A 16953-nucleotide genomic window follows, 5' to 3' on the forward strand; every position below is an offset into this window, starting at 1 on the left:
TTAAATATGATAATGCAGAAATATTTTCTGTATTGGATATTAAGGAAGAGGCGAGCGTAATAAAAAAAGAACACCATTTTTAAAGGGTGTTTTTTTATCCCCTGTATGTAGTAGAATTTTATTACATTTGGTTGCTTAACACTCAACTCTTCTTGAATTTTAATATTCAAGCAAAAATAATTATGATTTTATGCTCTGGTGAAGTACTTTTTTGGTAGTACCAACGATATCACTAAAAAAAGATAAGATTAGAGAAAAAACTAACCCCTGATGAAGATCAGGATTTATTTTGCAGTATAGAAACTCAAAAAGAGTACATTAACTTAACAAATGATCACACATATCAAGGGGAGGCTTGTAGAAAAAAATCCTACTGATGTAGTAATAGATTGTGGCGGAGTAGGATATTTATTACATATCTCATTACATACTTTTTCTTTGATTCCCGAGGGAGAAGTGCTACAATTATATACACATCTGCAGGTAAAAGAAGATTCTCATACCTTATTTGGTTTTGCAGAAAAATCAGAAAGAGAAATTTTCAGGCTTTTAATCTCGGTTTCGGGAATAGGAGCAAGTACAGCCAGAACCATGTTATCCTCATTACACCCGGATCAAATTAAAGAAGCAATAGCTTCTAATGACGTAGCTACAATTCAATCTATTAAAGGAATCGGAGCCAAAACTGCCCAACGTGTTATTATAGATCTAAAAGATAAAATACTCAAAGTATATAATATCGACGAAGTTTCAGTGTCACAAAGCAATACTAATAAAGATGAAGCGTTATCTGCTTTAGAAACCCTAGGATTTAATCGAAAAATTGCAGAAAAAGCTATTGATAAAGTTCTAAAACAAAGCCCCAAAGAAACAGTTGAAAATATTATTAAACAGGCACTAAAAAATTTATAAAACATTGAGTTTTTCGAATTACTTACGCGTTGATTTTTTTAGGATATTAGTATGTTTGATAGCACTTTATAGTGGGGTGTTACAGGGTCAGGACAATCAAACTGTTCGAGATTCTACAAGTACTACATTTTCTTTGGGAGCATTGTCTTTACCAGATCCAAATAGTATTGTAACCAAGTATGAATACGATCCGATTACGAATCGATATATCTATCGGGAGAAACTTGGGGATTTTAATGTGAGATATCCTATTTTCTTAACACCATCAGAATACGAAGCATTAGTAGAACAAGAACAACGAAGAGCTTATTTTAAAGAGAAAATTGAAGCTTTTAGTGGTAAAAAAGATGGTAGTGAAGAGAAAAGAAAGAATTTGCTTCCTATTTTTTATGTTAACTCTAATTTCTTCGAATCTATTTTTGGAGGAAATGAAATTGAAATTATTCCTCAGGGATCTGTAGAAATAGATTTAGGACTGCTGTATACAAAACAAGATAATCCTGCTTTTTCACCTCGTAACCGAAGTAATTTTACATTCGACTTTGATCAAAGAATCAGTTTAAGTTTGCTGGGTAAAATAGGAACTAGGCTACAGGTAACAGCTAATTATGACACAGAATCTACTTTCGATTTTCAGAATCAATTAAAATTAGAATATACGCCTACAGAAGATGATATTATCCAAAGTATTGAGGTAGGTAATGTAAGTATGCCATTGAATAGTACATTGATCCAGGGAGCGCAAAGTCTTTTTGGAGTTAAAATGGGACTTCAATTTGGACGAACCACTATTACCGGGGTGTATTCTGAACAGCGCTCTGAAACAAGGTCTGTAAATGTAGAAGGAGGAGGGACCGTAGAAGATTTTGAACTTTTTGCTTTAGATTATGACGAAAATCGACATTTCTTTTTATCACATTATTTTAGAGATACATATAATACTTCTTTGGCAAGTTATCCTTTTATTAATAATAATATACAGATAACCAGGATCGAAGTATGGGTGACCAATAGAGCAACAAGTGCACAGACCTTGACTAATGCACGTAATATTGTAGCGCTTCAGGATATAGGAGAATCACCAGATACGGGTAATTTTACAATACCCGCTTCTTTGTTTAATACAGGAGCAGGAGCTTTTCCTGATAATAGTAACAATGATCTGGATCCAACAACTATTGGTCCTGCAGGGCCTGTTACCGATGCAGTACGGCAAGTACCTACTGTGCAACAAGGATTTATTGGAGCAATAGCTAATTTTAATGAAGGATTTGATTATGCAATTTTAGAAAATGCAAGAAAATTAAATCAAAGTGAGTATACGCTAAATACCCAATTAGGATATATCTCTTTAAATCAGAAATTGAATAATGATGAGGTTTTGGCAGTAGCATATCAGTATACCAGAAATGGAGAGGTTTTTCAGGTTGGTGAATTTGCAAATGATGGAGTAGATGCAACTATAGGAGATAATACAGGAGGGGCTGTAGATGCAGGTTCGAGTCAAAGTTTGGTAGTTAAGATGCTTAAAAGCCCGATTGTTAATGTGACATTGCCAATATGGGATTTGATGATGAAGAACATTTATAGTACAGGAGCATTTAGACTAGAGCAAAATGATTTTAGATTAAATATTTTATATTCAAACCCTTCTCCAATTAATTATATTACGGCAGCAGAAGGATCATCGGTAGCACTACCAGATGATGTAGAGCAGACGACATTACTTAAAGTTTTTAATCTGGATCGCCTTAATCCTAATAATGATCCAGTACAAGGAGGAGATGGTTTTTTTGATTATGTGCCAGGGGTTACTATTGATTCACAAAATGGTCGCATTATTTTTACTACGACAGAACCATTTGGAGAGCACTTATTTGATAAACTTGATAATGGACCTGTTGGGGCAGATTATACCAATCCTAATTCGTATAATCCTAATCAGGCAAAATATGTTTTTCGCGATTTATATACACAAACAAAGATTGTAGCAGAACAGAAATCTGCCGATAAAAACTATTTTCAACTAAAAGGAAGGTACAAATCTTCTGGTCAGGATGGAATCCCTTTGGGAGCATTTAATGTTCCTCAAGGTTCTGTAACTGTTACTGCAGGAGGAAGAACTTTGCAGGAAGGGGTAGATTATACAGTGAATTATCAATTGGGAAGAGTAAATATTTTGGATGAAGCATTACTATCTTCTAATACTCCTATCCAGGTTTCTACCGAGAATAACGCTGTTTTTGGTCAGCAAACAAAACGTTTTACAGGATTAAATATAGAGCATAAATTTAGTGACGACTTTATTATAGGAGGAACCTATTTAAATCTGAATGAAAGACCAATTACTCAAAAATCTAATTATGACTTTGAGCCTATTAATAATACAATACTAGGGTTTAATGTAGCGTATTCTACAGAAGTTCCTTTCTTAACCAGGATGGTGAATAAACTCCCTAATATCGATACAGATGTACCTTCTAGTGTTTCGGTTAGAGCAGAAGGAGCTTACCTGATTGCCGGGGCACCAAGAGGAGCTAATTTTGATGGTAAGGTAACTACGTATATAGATGATTTTGAAGGAGCACAAACCAGAATAGATGTAAGTTCACCATTGTCATGGGAGCTCTCTAGTATACCTATTGGTTTTGGTGATCCTAGTAATCCTAATAGTGATGTTGTTGTTGATGGTATAGAATCAGGATATCAAAGAGCAAAATTGTCCTGGTATTCTATTGATCCGATCTTTTATAGTAATGGAAGACCAAGTGGAGTATCTGAACAGGATTTAGCTTCTAACGCTACCAGAAGAGTATTTATTAATGAGATTTTCCCACAAACCGATATAGCGCAAGGGCAAACCTTGGCATTATTTACATTGGATCTTAATTACAGACCTGGGCAAAGAGGACAATATAATTTTAATCCTGCATATGCCCCTGGGAGTTCATTACCACAACCCGATTCAAGAAATAATTTTGGGGGAATTACCAGGCAATTAACATCTACTAATTTTGAGCAAGCTAATGTAGAGTTTATTGAGTTTTGGTTGATGGATCCTTTCGAATATGATGATGTAGATAATCCTGGAGGTACCATTGTATTTAATTTAGGTAATATTAGTGAAGATGTACTTAAAGACGGTAGAAAACAATATGAAAATGGATTGCCTAAAGGAGGTGTTGGTAGTACAATAGATACTGATTATGGTCGTGTTCCTGTAAACCAATCCTTGATCTATGCTTTTGATTCTGATGGTCAGGATAGAGTAGATCAGGATGCTGGATTTGACGGTTTGGGAGATCAGGATGAAAAACAAAAACCAGAATATGCCGCATTCCAATCTTTAGATGACCCTTCGGGAGATAATTATACCTATTTTCTTCAGGCAGGAGGAAGTATCTTAGAACGATATGACAAGTATAATGGTACAGAAGGTAACTCACCGACCAATGTGTCTAATGATGATCGAGGAAATACTACGTTCCCTACTGCAGAAGATGTAAATAGGGATAATACCATGAATACGATTAATAGTTATTACGAGTATGAGATTCCGATTTTTAGAGGAATGGGAGTAGGTAATGATAATGGGACCGGTTATATATCTGATGTTAGAGATATTCCTGTTACTGTGCAGGGAGGCCAAATAAATACAAAATGGGTTCGCTTTAAGATTCCTATATATAACCCAGATAGAGCTATAAATATTAGTGATTTTAGATCCATTCGATTTATGAGGATGTATCTTACTGGTTTTGCAGAACCCACATTGTTACGATTTGGTAGTCTTGATTTGGTAAGGGGTGATTATAGAAGATATGTTGTAGAAGGTAATACTGTAAATGATCCAACAAGTGGTATTAATATAACGGGTAATAGTGATGTAATTGTGACCTCGGTAAGTTCTGAAGAGACCGCGAATTATGTGACACCACCCGGAGTTGTGCGAGAACAGTTAAATAACAATAATAATATTATAAGAGATGATGAGCGGTCATTGGCACTTACGGTAAATAATCTACAATCTGGTGATGCTCGTGGGGTGTATAAGAATTTCAATGTTGATATGCGTCAGTATGAAAATCTTGAAATGTTTTTGCATGCAGAATCGCTTCCTGAACCTGCAATTCCAATTCAGGATGGAGATCTAAAAGCTTTTATAAGAATGGGTAATGATTTTACTAATAATTTCTATCAGATAGAATTGCCCTTAACTGTTTCTGATCGAGATGATAGTAGTCAGAATGGAGCATGGCCAGAAAATAATCGATTAAGCCTTCCTTTAGAATTTCTTCAGCAAATAAAATCTAATGTATTAGGGAGTGAAACTCTTAATGCGAATGATCTTAATTTCTTTACAGGTCCTAATAACCTTAGAGTGGGGATTAAGGGTAACCCTAATTTCGGAAATGTGCGAGTGATGATGGTGGGGGTCAAAAATGATAGTGGTAGTGATCAGTCTGGAACAGTTTGGTTTAATGAAATGCGTCTAAGCGACCTTAAAAACAGAGGTGGTTGGGCCGCTGTAGGTAGCCTGGATGCTAATGTTGCGGATTTTGCAAATGTTAGCGCGTCTGGAAGAATTAGTACTATTGGATTCGGAGGGATTGAACAAGGACCGAATGAGCGAAGTAGAGAGGATGTTAAGCAATATGATGTAACTACTAATGTTAATTTGGGACAATTATTACCTAAAAAATGGGGAATGCAAATACCATTTAATTATAGTCGAGGAGAGGAAATAGTTACTCCTCAGTTTGATAGATTTTATGAAGATTTGGAGCTCGAAGGTATTTTGGATAATACACCATCACAACAGAAAAAAGATTCTATTCTAAATGTTAATACTAATTATACCAAAAGGCAAAGTTTTAATGTTATTGGACTGCGTAAAGAGAGAACAGGAGATGGTAAGCCAATGCCTTATGATGTAGAAAATTTTGCGTTTTCAGGAACTTACAATCAAACAGATCATCGTGATTTTGAGATAGAAAAATCATTAGATCAAAATGTAAGATTGGGAGGAACCTATGATTTTAGTTTTCAGCCAAAAGAAGTAGAACCTTTTAAGAAAGTTAAGTTTTTAGGCAAGAGTAAATATTTTGACCTTATCAAAGATTTTAATGTAAACCTGCTTCCTACGAGTATCTCGGTAAACTCTAATATCAATAGGCAATATAATGAGCAGGTTTTTAGAGATATTACACTGCCTGAAGGAGCTATTAGACAAACATTATATCAACGTAATTTCCTTTTTGATTGGCAATATGGGGTCAACTATAATTTGACCAAGTCTTTAAATTTTAATTTTACTTCTGCTAATAATCGAATTGTTAAAAACTTTATTAATGAAAATAACGAAGTTGATAATACCATAGATGTATGGAGTGGCTTTTTTGATATAGGAGATCCTAATACCCATAGTCAACAGCTTCAGGTTAATTATGAAGTTCCTTTTAAGAAAATACCAGTGTTAAAATTTATACGTGCAACATATGCGTATAATGCAGATTTCCAATGGGTAAAAGGAAGTGAAGCTTTAAAGACTTTGGAGAATATTCCAGATCTGGGAAATACGGTTCAGAATGCTAATGTACATACGTTAAATGGTTCATTAGATATGAATACATTGTATAAATATGCAGGGTTAACCAAAATAAAACCCGGAAGAAAAAGCGCAAAAAAGAAGAATAAAGATTCGAAAGATAAAAAAGAAGGAGATCGAGTGCCTGGGAGCCCGCAAAAAAATAAACCTAAAAGAGGTAAAAGTAAGCTAAGTGTTGGTGATAAAGCATATAATACACTCATTGGGTTAGTTACCGCAGTGAAAAAGGTAAATGTAAATTACCAACAAGATAGTGGTATTTTCCTTCCCGGATATACCAGATCCCCAGGGTTTGTGGGGACGCTTAAGCCTACAGTTGGATTTACTTTTGGTAGTCAATCTGATATTCGATACCTGGCTGCACGTAATGGGTGGCTTACTTTATACGACCAATTTAATCAACAATATCGAGAGGTTGAGGGAAAACAGCTTAATATACAGGCTTCTCTAGGGTTGTTAAAAGGGCTTAAAATTGATATTAGTGCTAGTAGAAATTCTTCTGAAACATTTACCGAGAATTATAATGCAGAGAACTTGGTGTATCAACCATTAAGCCCTAGTGTTTTTGGTAATTTTACCATATCGACGGTAATGATTAAGACCGCGTTTAAAAAGAGTGATGAATTTTCATCAGAAGCGTTTGATAAATTTAGAGAAAACAGATTAATTATTGCCAGAAGATTAGCAATAGAGAGAGGGAATAATCCAAATGTAGATAGTGATGGAGATGGTTTTCCTGATGGTTATGGAAGAACGAATCAAGCAGTTTTGCTGCCAGCATTCTTGGCAGCTTATACAGGAGGAAACCCAGAAAAAGTTAAAAAAGGAGCTTTTAGAGATATTCCACTACCTAACTGGGATGTAAAGTATACAGGTTTAATGAATTTAAAATGGTTTAAGAAACGTTTTAAAAGGTTTTCTGTAGCCCATGGGTATCGAGCTAATTATACTATTAATCAATTTCAAACCAACCTTGAATTTGGTAAGAGTGAATTTGATGAAGCAAATAACTACAGAAACCCAGAGTTGTATTCTAATATTAATTTAACAGAGCAGTTTAGTCCGCTAGTTCGATTGGATATGGAAATGAAAAACTCGATCAAAATCCTTGCAGAATGGAAAAAAGATAGAGCATTATCATTAAGTTTTGATAATAATCTACTTACCGAAATTCAAGGAAATGAATATATCATTGGACTAGGATATAGATTAAAAGACCTTACGTTTGCAACTAAAATAGCAGGAAGAAAAAAAGTGATAAAAAGTGATCTTAACTTAAGAGCTGATTTATCACTACGTCAAAATGAAACGCTGATTAGATATCTTGACCTTGATAATACTCAGGTAACCGCAGGACAAGATATTTATGGAATAAAGTTTACAACAGATTATTCATTAAGTAAAAACTTAACTGCGTTATTGTTTTATGACCATACCTTTTCTAAATATTCTATTTCTACCGCATTTCCTCAGACCACAATTAGAGGAGGGTTTACGTTAAGGTATAATTTTGGGAATTAAGATTTTTGCAATTACCTTTTGTTTAAGGTAGTGCAATGTTGTTTTTTCATAATTTTTTATCCGGTTTTCTCAAAATTTAATAAAATAGATTTATTTTCGTCATCATAATATTAACAACATATAAATTTTTTTGAAATGAATACTCCTGGAGATTTAAAATATACCAAAGATCACGAATGGATCAAAGTTGAAGGCGATATTGCAACTATAGGTATTACTGATTTTGCACAAAGTGAATTAGGTGATATTGTTTATGTAGAAGTAGAAACAGTTGGCGAAGAATTAGAAGAACAAGAGGTTTTTGGTACTGTAGAAGCGGTAAAAACGGTATCAGATCTATTCTTACCGTTAACAGGTGAGATTATCGAATTTAATGAAGCTTTGGAGAATGAGCCAGAATTGGTAAATAGTGATCCTTATGGAGCTGGTTGGATGGTAAAAGTTAAAATATCTGATGTTTCGCAAGTTGACGATTTATTACTATCTGCAGATGAATATAAAGAGGTTGTTGGGGCATAACACCCTTTTTACTTTGGTCGTAGTGTTAACCTCTTTGGTAACCTGGGCGTCACTGGCAAAATTTATAAACCCGGTTACATTTAAAATAGAAGGGAGTGATAAAATAGGACATTTTATTGCATACTTTACTTTGACTATAGCATGGGCTTTGTTTTTCTTTTTTTCAGAAAAAATGAATAAAAATTTGAAACAGAGTTTGATTATTACTTCGATTATATGCATCCTATATGGTGTCTTGATGGAAGTATTACAAGCACTTTTAACAACATATCGTAGTTCTGATTGGTATGATGTAGTTGCAAATACAAGTGGTACAATTTTTGCAGTACTTGTTTTTGTAGCGTTTAAAAATAGAATATTAAAATTTAAACAAAATAAGCAGGAAGTCAGGTAGATACAGCCTTATTTTTACTAAAAAGTAGATAACATAAAAGTTAAAAAACTTATTTTTTGTTTTACATTTTAATCTTTAGTTGGAAATTACAAAAGAAATTAGCTATTTTAGCAATCCTATAACGATTATATAATATGGAACCAAAGAAAAATCCAAAAGCAGATTTAACTAAGAAAAGCATCTTATTCCTTCAATTAGGACTTATTTTAGTTCTTTTTATAACATGGCAAGGAATAGAGTGGAAAACCTATGATAGAACCAATATAGATATAGGTCAGGTTAATCTTGATGAGTTGGAAGAAGAAGATGTGCCAATTACACAAAATCTTAATACACCTCCACCTCCACCACCTCCACCACCTGCACCAGAAATTATTGATGTAGTAGAGGATGAAGAAGAAGTAGAGGAAACTATTATCGAATCTACAGAGACAAATCAAGAAGAAGAGATTGTTGAGGTAGAAGAAATCGAAGATACAGATGAAGAAGAAGTAATTGCTGATGTACCATTTGCAGTTATCGAGAATGTGCCAATCTTCCCTGGTTGTGAGAATGCAGGAAACAATGCAGCTAAAAAGAAATGTATGAGTGATAAGGTTAAGAAGTTTGTTAACCGTAAATTTAATACAGAAATAGGAAGCGAATTAGGTCTTTCTGGTGTTAATAGAATCTATGTGAGATTTAAAATTGATAGAGGTGGTAATATTGTTGGTGTTCAGGCAAGAGCTCCGCACCCAAGATTACAAAAAGAAGCACAAAGAGTAGTTAAGTTATTACCTAAAATGACTCCAGGGAAACAAAGAGGAAAAGCAGTAGGTGTACTGTATTCTTTACCAATAGTTTTTCAGGTACAGGACTAGAAAGGAAATACCTTCATATAAAATATTCGAATCCCGTTTACATTACGTAGACGGGATTCTTTTTTTGGTATGCTTGTTGATTTAGATTAATTGTAACGTTAAAACTAAATATTATGAGTAACAAGCACGATGCTAATGTACAAAAAAGTACATTGGTGAATTTTCAGATTGGACTTATAGCAAGTCTTTTATTTACCTATGTAATGTTTGAGGTGTATACCGCTACACCAATAGTTAATGATAGCGATATTGATCTTACAATTGAAGAACCCGATGTAGATTGGGATGGGGTTTACAAAATTTATGAAGAACCCAAGCCAAAAGAAGTTGCAAGAAAGTCTACTAAACCTGTAGTGACCCCAGAGCAATTTAAAGTTATTGATAATGATACTAAAATAACTGATCCGGATAAGGTGTTTAAAAATGAACCTATCGAATCTACACCTATCGATCCCAGTTCTATTATCGATGCTGATCCTGTTGATGAAGATCCACCTTTTTTTGATTTTGTAAAAGTAGAGTCAGTTCCTGTTTTTCCTGGTTGTGAAACATTAGGAACTAATAAAGAAAAAGCAGCTTGTTTTTCTGAGAAAATTAGAGAAATTGTTTCCAGAAAATTTAATACAGGATTAGGAGAAAAGTATGGTTTAGCAGGAGTACAAAGAATCTACACTCAGTTTGATGTTGATGCCGATGGAATGATTAAAAATATTCAGGTTAGAGCAACACACCCGAAATTAAAAAAAGAAGCACAAAGAGTAATTAATTTGTTTCCGCAGATGACTCCGGGTAAACAACGAGGCAGAGCCGTAACTGTAAAATATCAGTTGCCAATTGTTTTTAAAATACATAACTAAAAATAAAAGCCTGCTGATGATACCAGCAGGCTTTTTCTAATCGATTTTTTATTTTGTGAGACTGGTGTAAATTGTTTTTCGCATACGTTCTGAGTTAATAAACCCATCTCCATATCCTTTTGCATCATAAGTTGCCGTAAGCGAAGTGTCTTTTGTAATATCTTCTTCAGATTTTCCGGCTTCAATTTCTTTTTGAATATCGTTTGTGATTTCTTTTAGCATTTTCAAAAACATAGCCAAATCTTTTTTTGTTGCCAATTTTCCGTGTCCAGGAATAATTTTGGTGTCATCATTTGCAATAAGTAATGCTTTTTCTGATGCTTTTATATATCCTTTAATACTTCCGCCAGATTTTAAATCTATATAAGGATACCGTCCATTAAAAAAAGTATCTCCCATATGTAATACGTTTCCATTTACAAAATAGATAAGAGCATCTCCGTCGGTATGAGCATTGTGTACATGAAACGCTTTTACGTTTTCATCTTTGAAGTATAATTGCAACCCTTCGTTAAATGTAATTACGGGTAACGATAGCAGAACAATACTTCCTTTTTCCTTTTGCCCTTTTTCCATTCTGGATCTTACATTTTTTTGAGCAAAGATCGTAGCGCCTTGATTGGCCATATTTTCATTTCCGCCAGTATGATCACCATGATAATGTGTGTTGATTACCATAGTAACAGGTTGGTCGCTTATTGTCTTTAGATTAGTGAGAATTTTATCAGATAATCTTGCAAATTGGTCATCAATGATAAACAATCCTTTTTCATTTTTGAAAACACCAATATTACCTCCTCGACCGGTTAACATATAAATGTGATCAGACAATGGGTCTATGGTGATTTTGACTTCTTTATCTTGTGCATTGGCAGCAAAGAAAAGTGTAAAGACTGCGAGAGTCAGTAATTTTTTCATTAGAGATGATTTTATGTGGTTTTTATAATGATTTGTCGTGAATAAAGCACGAAAATTACTCTTGGCTATTAAGGTGATTATCAAAATGTTCTGTGAAAAGAAATTTTGATCAACTCCTGTAATCATTTATTTGTTGTAATAGTAAGTTTGTTAAAAGGTGAATTATAAGTAGTTATAAGTTGTCTAAAATGCTTTTAAGATATATCTTTGCACCACTTTTAAAAAAGCTATTTAGAAAACGTGCAAGATTTGAGCGTGACCCAAACGAATACTATAAAAATCTCGATTGTTCAGGATTTTAAAGAAATTACAAAAATGCGTCTGGCATTAAGTGTGGTTTTTTCTTCTGTTGCAGGATATTTGCTAGGTGTAGAAACAGTTTCCTGGAGTACTCTGATTCTTCTCGCTGTAGGAGGTTATTTTATGGTAGGGGCCTCAAACGCGTATAATCAGATTATAGAAAGAAATTTAGATAAGCTGATGGATCGTACTAAGAATAGGCCGATTCCGTCAGGAAGAATGTCTGTTAATACGGCTTTTGCAATTGCTACATTTTTTACAATTGCAGGGATCTCTGTGTTGTATACGATTAATCCTCAGACAGCAATGTTTGGTGCGATATCTATATTTATATATGTAAGCATATATACACCTTTAAAAACAAAAACACCATTATCTGTTTTTGTTGGGGCTATTCCCGGAGCAATTCCTTTTATGTTAGGCTGGGTAGCGGCAACAAATAATTTTGGGATAGAACCAGGAACATTGTTTATGATTCAATTCTTTTGGCAGTTTCCACATTTTTGGGCTATAGGATGGTTTTTGTTTGATGACTATAAAAAAGGAGGGTTTTTTATGCTTCCAACAGGTAAAAGAGACCAAGGTACTGCTGTGCAGGTTATTATTTATACATTATGGACTGTGGTAACCTCTTTAATACCTGTTTTTGGAGTTACTGGTAAACTTTATCTTACTCCGGTATCAGGGGTAATTATTCTACTGTTAGGAATAATTTTGATTAGATCTGCAGTTCGATTATATAAGGTTAGAGATGCTAAAACAGCAAAACAATTAATGCTAATGAGTGTCTTATATATTACATTATTACAAGTCATTTATGTAGTTGATAAATTTGTTAGAATATGGATTTAACACAAGGAACAACACAAGAAAAAGTTAATAGATCCAAAAAAACCATGATGTGGTTTGCTATGATCAGTATGGCAATGGTATTTGCAGGACTTACTAGTGCTTATGTTGTGAGTAAAAGTAGGAAAGACTGGGAGATAGATCTTGTTTTTCCAAATGCATTTATATACAGTATACTAATAATAGTAGCAAGTAGCGTTACATTTTACTTTGTAAAAATTGCAATTGAGAAAAATAATAGAGGCCAGGCTACATTATTACTGCTCTCTACACTTGCATTAGGAATCATATTTATACTCTTGCAGTTTGAAGGATTTAACGATATTATTAGACAAGGATATCATTTTACAGGTCCGACATCTAATATCGTTACTACATTTATGTTTATCATTGTAGTAACACACCTTGCACATATCATTGGAGGGATATTAGTGCTTTTAGTTGTAATTTATAATCATTTTAAACAAAAATATAAAACAGGTCAAACTCTTGGTTTAGAACTAGGTGCTATGTACTGGCATTTTGTTGATTTTCTGTGGGTTTATCTCTTTTTGTTTTTGTATTTCGTTAAATGATCTTTGATCATTGATTTAATACTATAAAAGAGATTGTTTTAAAGAAAAGCATCTGTGGCAATTAAAAAATAAATTTGAGCAGGTGAAATGATAAAATTGATTATTTTTGTGGAAAATTTAACAATACCAAATTCTTTATATGGAAACAACTGTTACTAAAACAGGTACTGAAGATAAAACCTGGGGAGGTGGCAATCAACCACTCAAGGTAAGTTATGGTAAGATGATGATGTGGTTTTTTATCCTTTCGGATGCACTTACATTCTCTGGTTTTTTAGCCTCTTATGGTTTTTCAAGATTTAAGTTTATAGATTCTTGGCCAATAGCCGATGAAGTATTTAATCACTTTCCATTCTTACATGGGGTAGATGCTCCAATGTATTATGTGGCTTTGATGACTTTTATTCTGATTTTTTCTTCAGTAACTATGGTGTTAGCTGTAGATGCCGGACACCATATGAAAAAGAAAAAGGTAATTTTTTATATGTTTCTAACTATAATTGGTGGAGCTATATTCGTAGGGTCACAAGCCTGGGAGTGGAAAAATTTTATCAAAGGAGAATACGGTGCAGTAGAAACCAAAGGAGGACAAATTTTGCAATTTGTAGATGGAGAAGGGCATAGAGTAGGTCTAAAGGATATCGCAATTATCGATCCCCATAAAGATAGGACTCAGCACGAGCGAAAAAATGGAATTTGGTATAAAAAAGAAGGAACTCTTCCTACATATACTATCGAAGAAATAAGAACAGGTTTTGCAAAAAGAAAAGATCTTTTGATAAGAACTCAAGTCTTAACAGAAAAAGGAGAGAAAACAATCTTGTCAAGAACAGAGTCTTTAAAAAGAATACAGGCAGATGCTATTGGTATTGTTGAAGGGGCAAATCTTGTGCATAACGAATATGGTACTCCGTTATTTGCTAACTTCTTCTTCTTTATCACTGGTTTTCACGGTTTTCACGTGTTTTCTGGAGTCGTTATTAATATCATTATTTTTATCAATGTAATTCTTGGTACTTATGAAAGGAGAAAGAATTATGAAATGGTAGAAAAGGTCGGTTTATACTGGCACTTTGTAGATTTGGTATGGGTATTTGTATTTACATTCTTTTACCTGGTTTAATAAAAATTTAGTAGTTATACAGCATGGCACACGATACAGCACATCACGAATCGAATATAGGAAGAATCTGGAAAGTATTTATTCTATTATCTGTTGTTACAATAGTAGAAGTAATATTAGGGATTATAAAACCTGCGTTTTTAGTAGAAACCACTTTAATTAGTATGAAACTATTAAACTGGATTTTTATTATTCTTACAATTTACAAAGCATATTATATCACCTGGTCATTTATGCATATGGAAGGTGAGACTAAAGGCTTAAGAAGATCGGTTGTTTGGACAGGTATTTTCCTAATTTGTTATTTAATATTTATTCTGCTTACCGAAGGAGATTATATATTTGAAATCTATAAAAATGGATATGTAGCTTGGGATTTTTAATCCTTTAAATATATAAGTTAAAAGCATTGTAAAAAGACGGTTTATTAAGCCGTCTTTTTTTATTTTTGCACAATTGTTTTAAGCTTATTTCAAAACTTTATACCATTTGTTGTTTGAATTTTCTCTTCCAGTAAATTGAAATGATAAACGGTATTAGATATCGATTTTATAACTATTTGATACTTGTCAAATGAAAAAATTTCTTGTTTTAGGAATCTTATTTGTATTACCATTAGTGGCTTATTTATTTTTTGCTTCTGGAGTACATAATTTCGCCAAACTTCCTGTACTAAATGAGTCTATAGAGGATCTTAAAAATTTTGAGCCCTTAACCAAAAAAGAAGTTAGTTTTTCTGATAAGATTACCGTATTGGGTTTCTTAGGTAAAGATATTCATAACAAACAAGGGAATGCCTTCAACCTAAATCAAAAGATCTATAAAAAAAATTATGGATTTCGGGACTTTCAATTTGTGATGGTTTTACCTTACGGTAGCGAGAATGCTGCAAAGAAACTGTTGGATGAATTAGATAATATTACCGATGTTTCTGAGTGGAACTTTATTTTTGGCACCCCAGAAAGCATAAAAACTTTGTTTAAGAGTTTAAAGGCACCACATCAATTAGATGATAATTTAGCTACGCAGTATGTATATATAATCGATAAAAATGGAGGGCTAAGAGGTAGAGATGGTAATTTAAAAGAGAATGAATCAAAAGTATATGGTTATGATGCAAGTTCTGTTGCTGATTTATCAAATGTCATGAGTGATGATGTAAAAGTGATTCTTGCAGAATACCGTTTAGCTTTAAAAAAATATAAAGCAGATCGTAAAGAGAAATAAAGAGTAAGCACATGAAAAAAAATTCATATATCGGGATATCGTTTATCATATTGGTTTTTGGAATCATTTTTATACCAAAGATTATGAATAGAATCAAAAGCACTTCGATTGTTAAAAATGATAGGATGAGTGCTAGTAACCCTGTTGTTAATGAAAAACTTAGTTATATAAAACTTAATGGGGAGCCAAAAAAAGTTCCTGAGTTTGCATTCTTAGATCAGGATAGTATCCTAATTACGAATCATGACTATAAAGGTAAAGTATATATTGCAGAATTTTTCTTTACCAGTTGCCCAACCATTTGTCCTAAGATGAATAAAAATTTGGTGTATCTGCAAAATAAATTAAAAGACAATGAGGATTTTGGAGTAGCTTCTTTTACGATCAACCCTAAGTTTGATACCCCAAAAAGGCTTAAGAAGTATGCAGAGAAGTATAAAGTAACAGATCCTGACTGGCATTTTATGACAGGAGATAGAGAAGATATCTATGAGCTGGCTAATGCTGGATTCAATATTTATGCGGCAGAGAATCCCGATGTACCAGGAGGATTCGAACATAACGGTTACTTTGCTTTAATTGATCAGGAAGGATATATAAGATCGAGATATGATGCGTCGGGCAATCCAATTATTTATTATAGAGGAACAATTGGTGTGAAAGAAAAAGTAGATGAAAATGGTGAAGAAGAGCAAATAACTATTTTATTAGAAGATATAAAGAAACTATTAGATAAGAATGAGTAACAACAACCAATCAGATGTAGAAAAAAAATACAATAAATGGATTGTAGTTTTATCGGTTTTTATTCCTCTCGCAGTAGCTGCATTATTTGGAGTTAATTTGAGAAAACTTGGATTTGATGTAAAACCTCTTACTTTTTTGCCACCAATATATGCTACGATTAATGGTTTAACCGCTGTGATTTTACTAGCTGCTTTGTGGGCAATAAAAAATAAGAATATTACATTGCATGAGAAACTCATGAAAACAGCTATTTTATGTTCGGTATTGTTTTTATTGATGTATATCGCGTATCATATGACTAGTGATTCTACTCGATTTGGAGGAGAAGGGATGATACGATACATATACTATTTTATTTTAATCACTCATATAATCCTGTCTGTTGTTGTTATTCCTTTTGTATTGATTACTTATGTAAGAGCACTGGCAAAACGATTTGATAGACATAAAAAAATTGCGAGAATTACATTTCCGATTTGGTTATATGTAGCCGTTACAGGAGTGATTGTGTATTTTATGATATCACCGTATTATGTTTAGTTT

General features: G+C 33.3%; 14 protein-coding genes. 13 read left to right on the forward strand and 1 reads right to left on the reverse strand.

Translation table 11 applies throughout. The annotated features are described in order from the left end of the window. The first annotated feature begins 330 nt into the window (after positions 1-330). From ruvA to NNH57_RS20810, 6 genes are all read left to right on the forward strand, one after another. Positions 331-912 carry a Holliday junction branch migration protein RuvA gene (gene ruvA, locus NNH57_RS20785; RefSeq protein ID WP_024771611.1) on the forward strand — a complete coding sequence of 194 codons (582 nt, stop codon included), beginning with the start codon at positions 331-333 and terminating at the stop codon, positions 910-912. A 4-nt stretch (positions 913-916) separates the two neighbouring features. Then, positions 917-8041 (forward strand): T9SS outer membrane translocon Sov/SprA, encoded by a 7125-nt coding sequence (gene sov, locus NNH57_RS20790; RefSeq protein WP_456297921.1) that lies wholly within the window; start codon positions 917-919, stop codon positions 8039-8041. 135 nt (positions 8042-8176) lie between these two features. Then, positions 8177-8560 (forward strand): glycine cleavage system protein GcvH, encoded by a 384-nt coding sequence (gcvH, locus tag NNH57_RS20795; protein ID WP_074409676.1) that lies wholly within the window; start codon positions 8177-8179, stop codon positions 8558-8560. Further along, positions 8532-8954 (forward strand): VanZ family protein, encoded by a 423-nt coding sequence (locus NNH57_RS20800; protein ID WP_159099218.1) that lies wholly within the window; start codon positions 8532-8534, stop codon positions 8952-8954. The genes gcvH and NNH57_RS20800 overlap by 29 nt, the downstream gene beginning before the upstream one ends. Before the next feature lie 134 nt (positions 8955-9088). Next, entirely contained in the window at positions 9089-9814 is a 726-nt protein-coding gene (locus NNH57_RS20805) for an energy transducer TonB (protein WP_074409675.1), read from the forward strand. A 113-nt stretch (positions 9815-9927) separates the two neighbouring features. After that, positions 9928-10671: an energy transducer TonB gene (locus NNH57_RS20810; RefSeq protein WP_108807906.1), complete on the forward strand. Its 744-nt coding sequence runs from the start codon at positions 9928-9930 to the stop codon at positions 10669-10671. A 48-nt stretch (positions 10672-10719) separates the two neighbouring features. Here NNH57_RS20810 and NNH57_RS20815 read toward each other — a convergent pair whose 3' ends face one another. Then, positions 10720-11589 (reverse strand): MBL fold metallo-hydrolase, encoded by an 870-nt coding sequence (locus NNH57_RS20815; RefSeq protein ID WP_074409747.1) that lies wholly within the window; start codon positions 11587-11589, stop codon positions 10720-10722. 249 nt (positions 11590-11838) lie between these two features. On the opposite strand from NNH57_RS20815, the gene cyoE reads away from it, so the two are divergent. The 7 genes from cyoE to NNH57_RS20850 all read left to right on the forward strand — a co-directional run bounded on the left by cyoE (position 11839) and on the right by NNH57_RS20850 (position 16950). After that, entirely contained in the window at positions 11839-12741 is a 903-nt protein-coding gene (gene cyoE / locus NNH57_RS20820; protein ID WP_074409746.1) for a heme o synthase, read from the forward strand. Beyond that, a complete protein-coding gene (locus NNH57_RS20825; protein ID WP_074409673.1) occupies positions 12732-13313 on the forward strand; it encodes a cytochrome c oxidase subunit 3 in 582 nt (193 codons plus the stop codon). The genes cyoE and NNH57_RS20825 overlap by 10 nt, the downstream gene beginning before the upstream one ends. A gap of 139 nt (positions 13314-13452) precedes the next feature. Further along, positions 13453-14436 carry a cytochrome c oxidase subunit 3 gene (locus tag NNH57_RS20830; RefSeq protein ID WP_108807905.1) on the forward strand — a complete coding sequence of 328 codons (984 nt, stop codon included), beginning with the start codon at positions 13453-13455 and terminating at the stop codon, positions 14434-14436. 23 nt (positions 14437-14459) lie between these two features. Next, positions 14460-14819, forward strand: coding sequence for a cytochrome C oxidase subunit IV family protein (locus tag NNH57_RS20835; protein ID WP_074409671.1), 360 nt, complete (start codon positions 14460-14462; stop codon positions 14817-14819). A 190-nt stretch (positions 14820-15009) separates the two neighbouring features. Then, positions 15010-15663 (forward strand): hypothetical protein, encoded by a 654-nt coding sequence (locus NNH57_RS20840; protein WP_074409670.1) that lies wholly within the window; start codon positions 15010-15012, stop codon positions 15661-15663. 11 nt (positions 15664-15674) lie between these two features. Next, entirely contained in the window at positions 15675-16409 is a 735-nt protein-coding gene (locus NNH57_RS20845; RefSeq protein WP_074409669.1) for an SCO family protein, read from the forward strand. Then, on the forward strand, positions 16402-16950 hold the full coding sequence (locus tag NNH57_RS20850) for a DUF420 domain-containing protein (RefSeq protein WP_074409668.1): 549 nt from the start codon (positions 16402-16404) through the stop codon (positions 16948-16950). The genes NNH57_RS20845 and NNH57_RS20850 overlap by 8 nt, the downstream gene beginning before the upstream one ends. The last annotated feature ends 3 nt before the right edge of the window (positions 16951-16953 follow it).

Source organism: Aquimarina spinulae (assembly GCF_943373825.1).
GTDB classification, from domain to species: domain Bacteria; phylum Bacteroidota; class Bacteroidia; order Flavobacteriales; family Flavobacteriaceae; genus Aquimarina; species Aquimarina spinulae.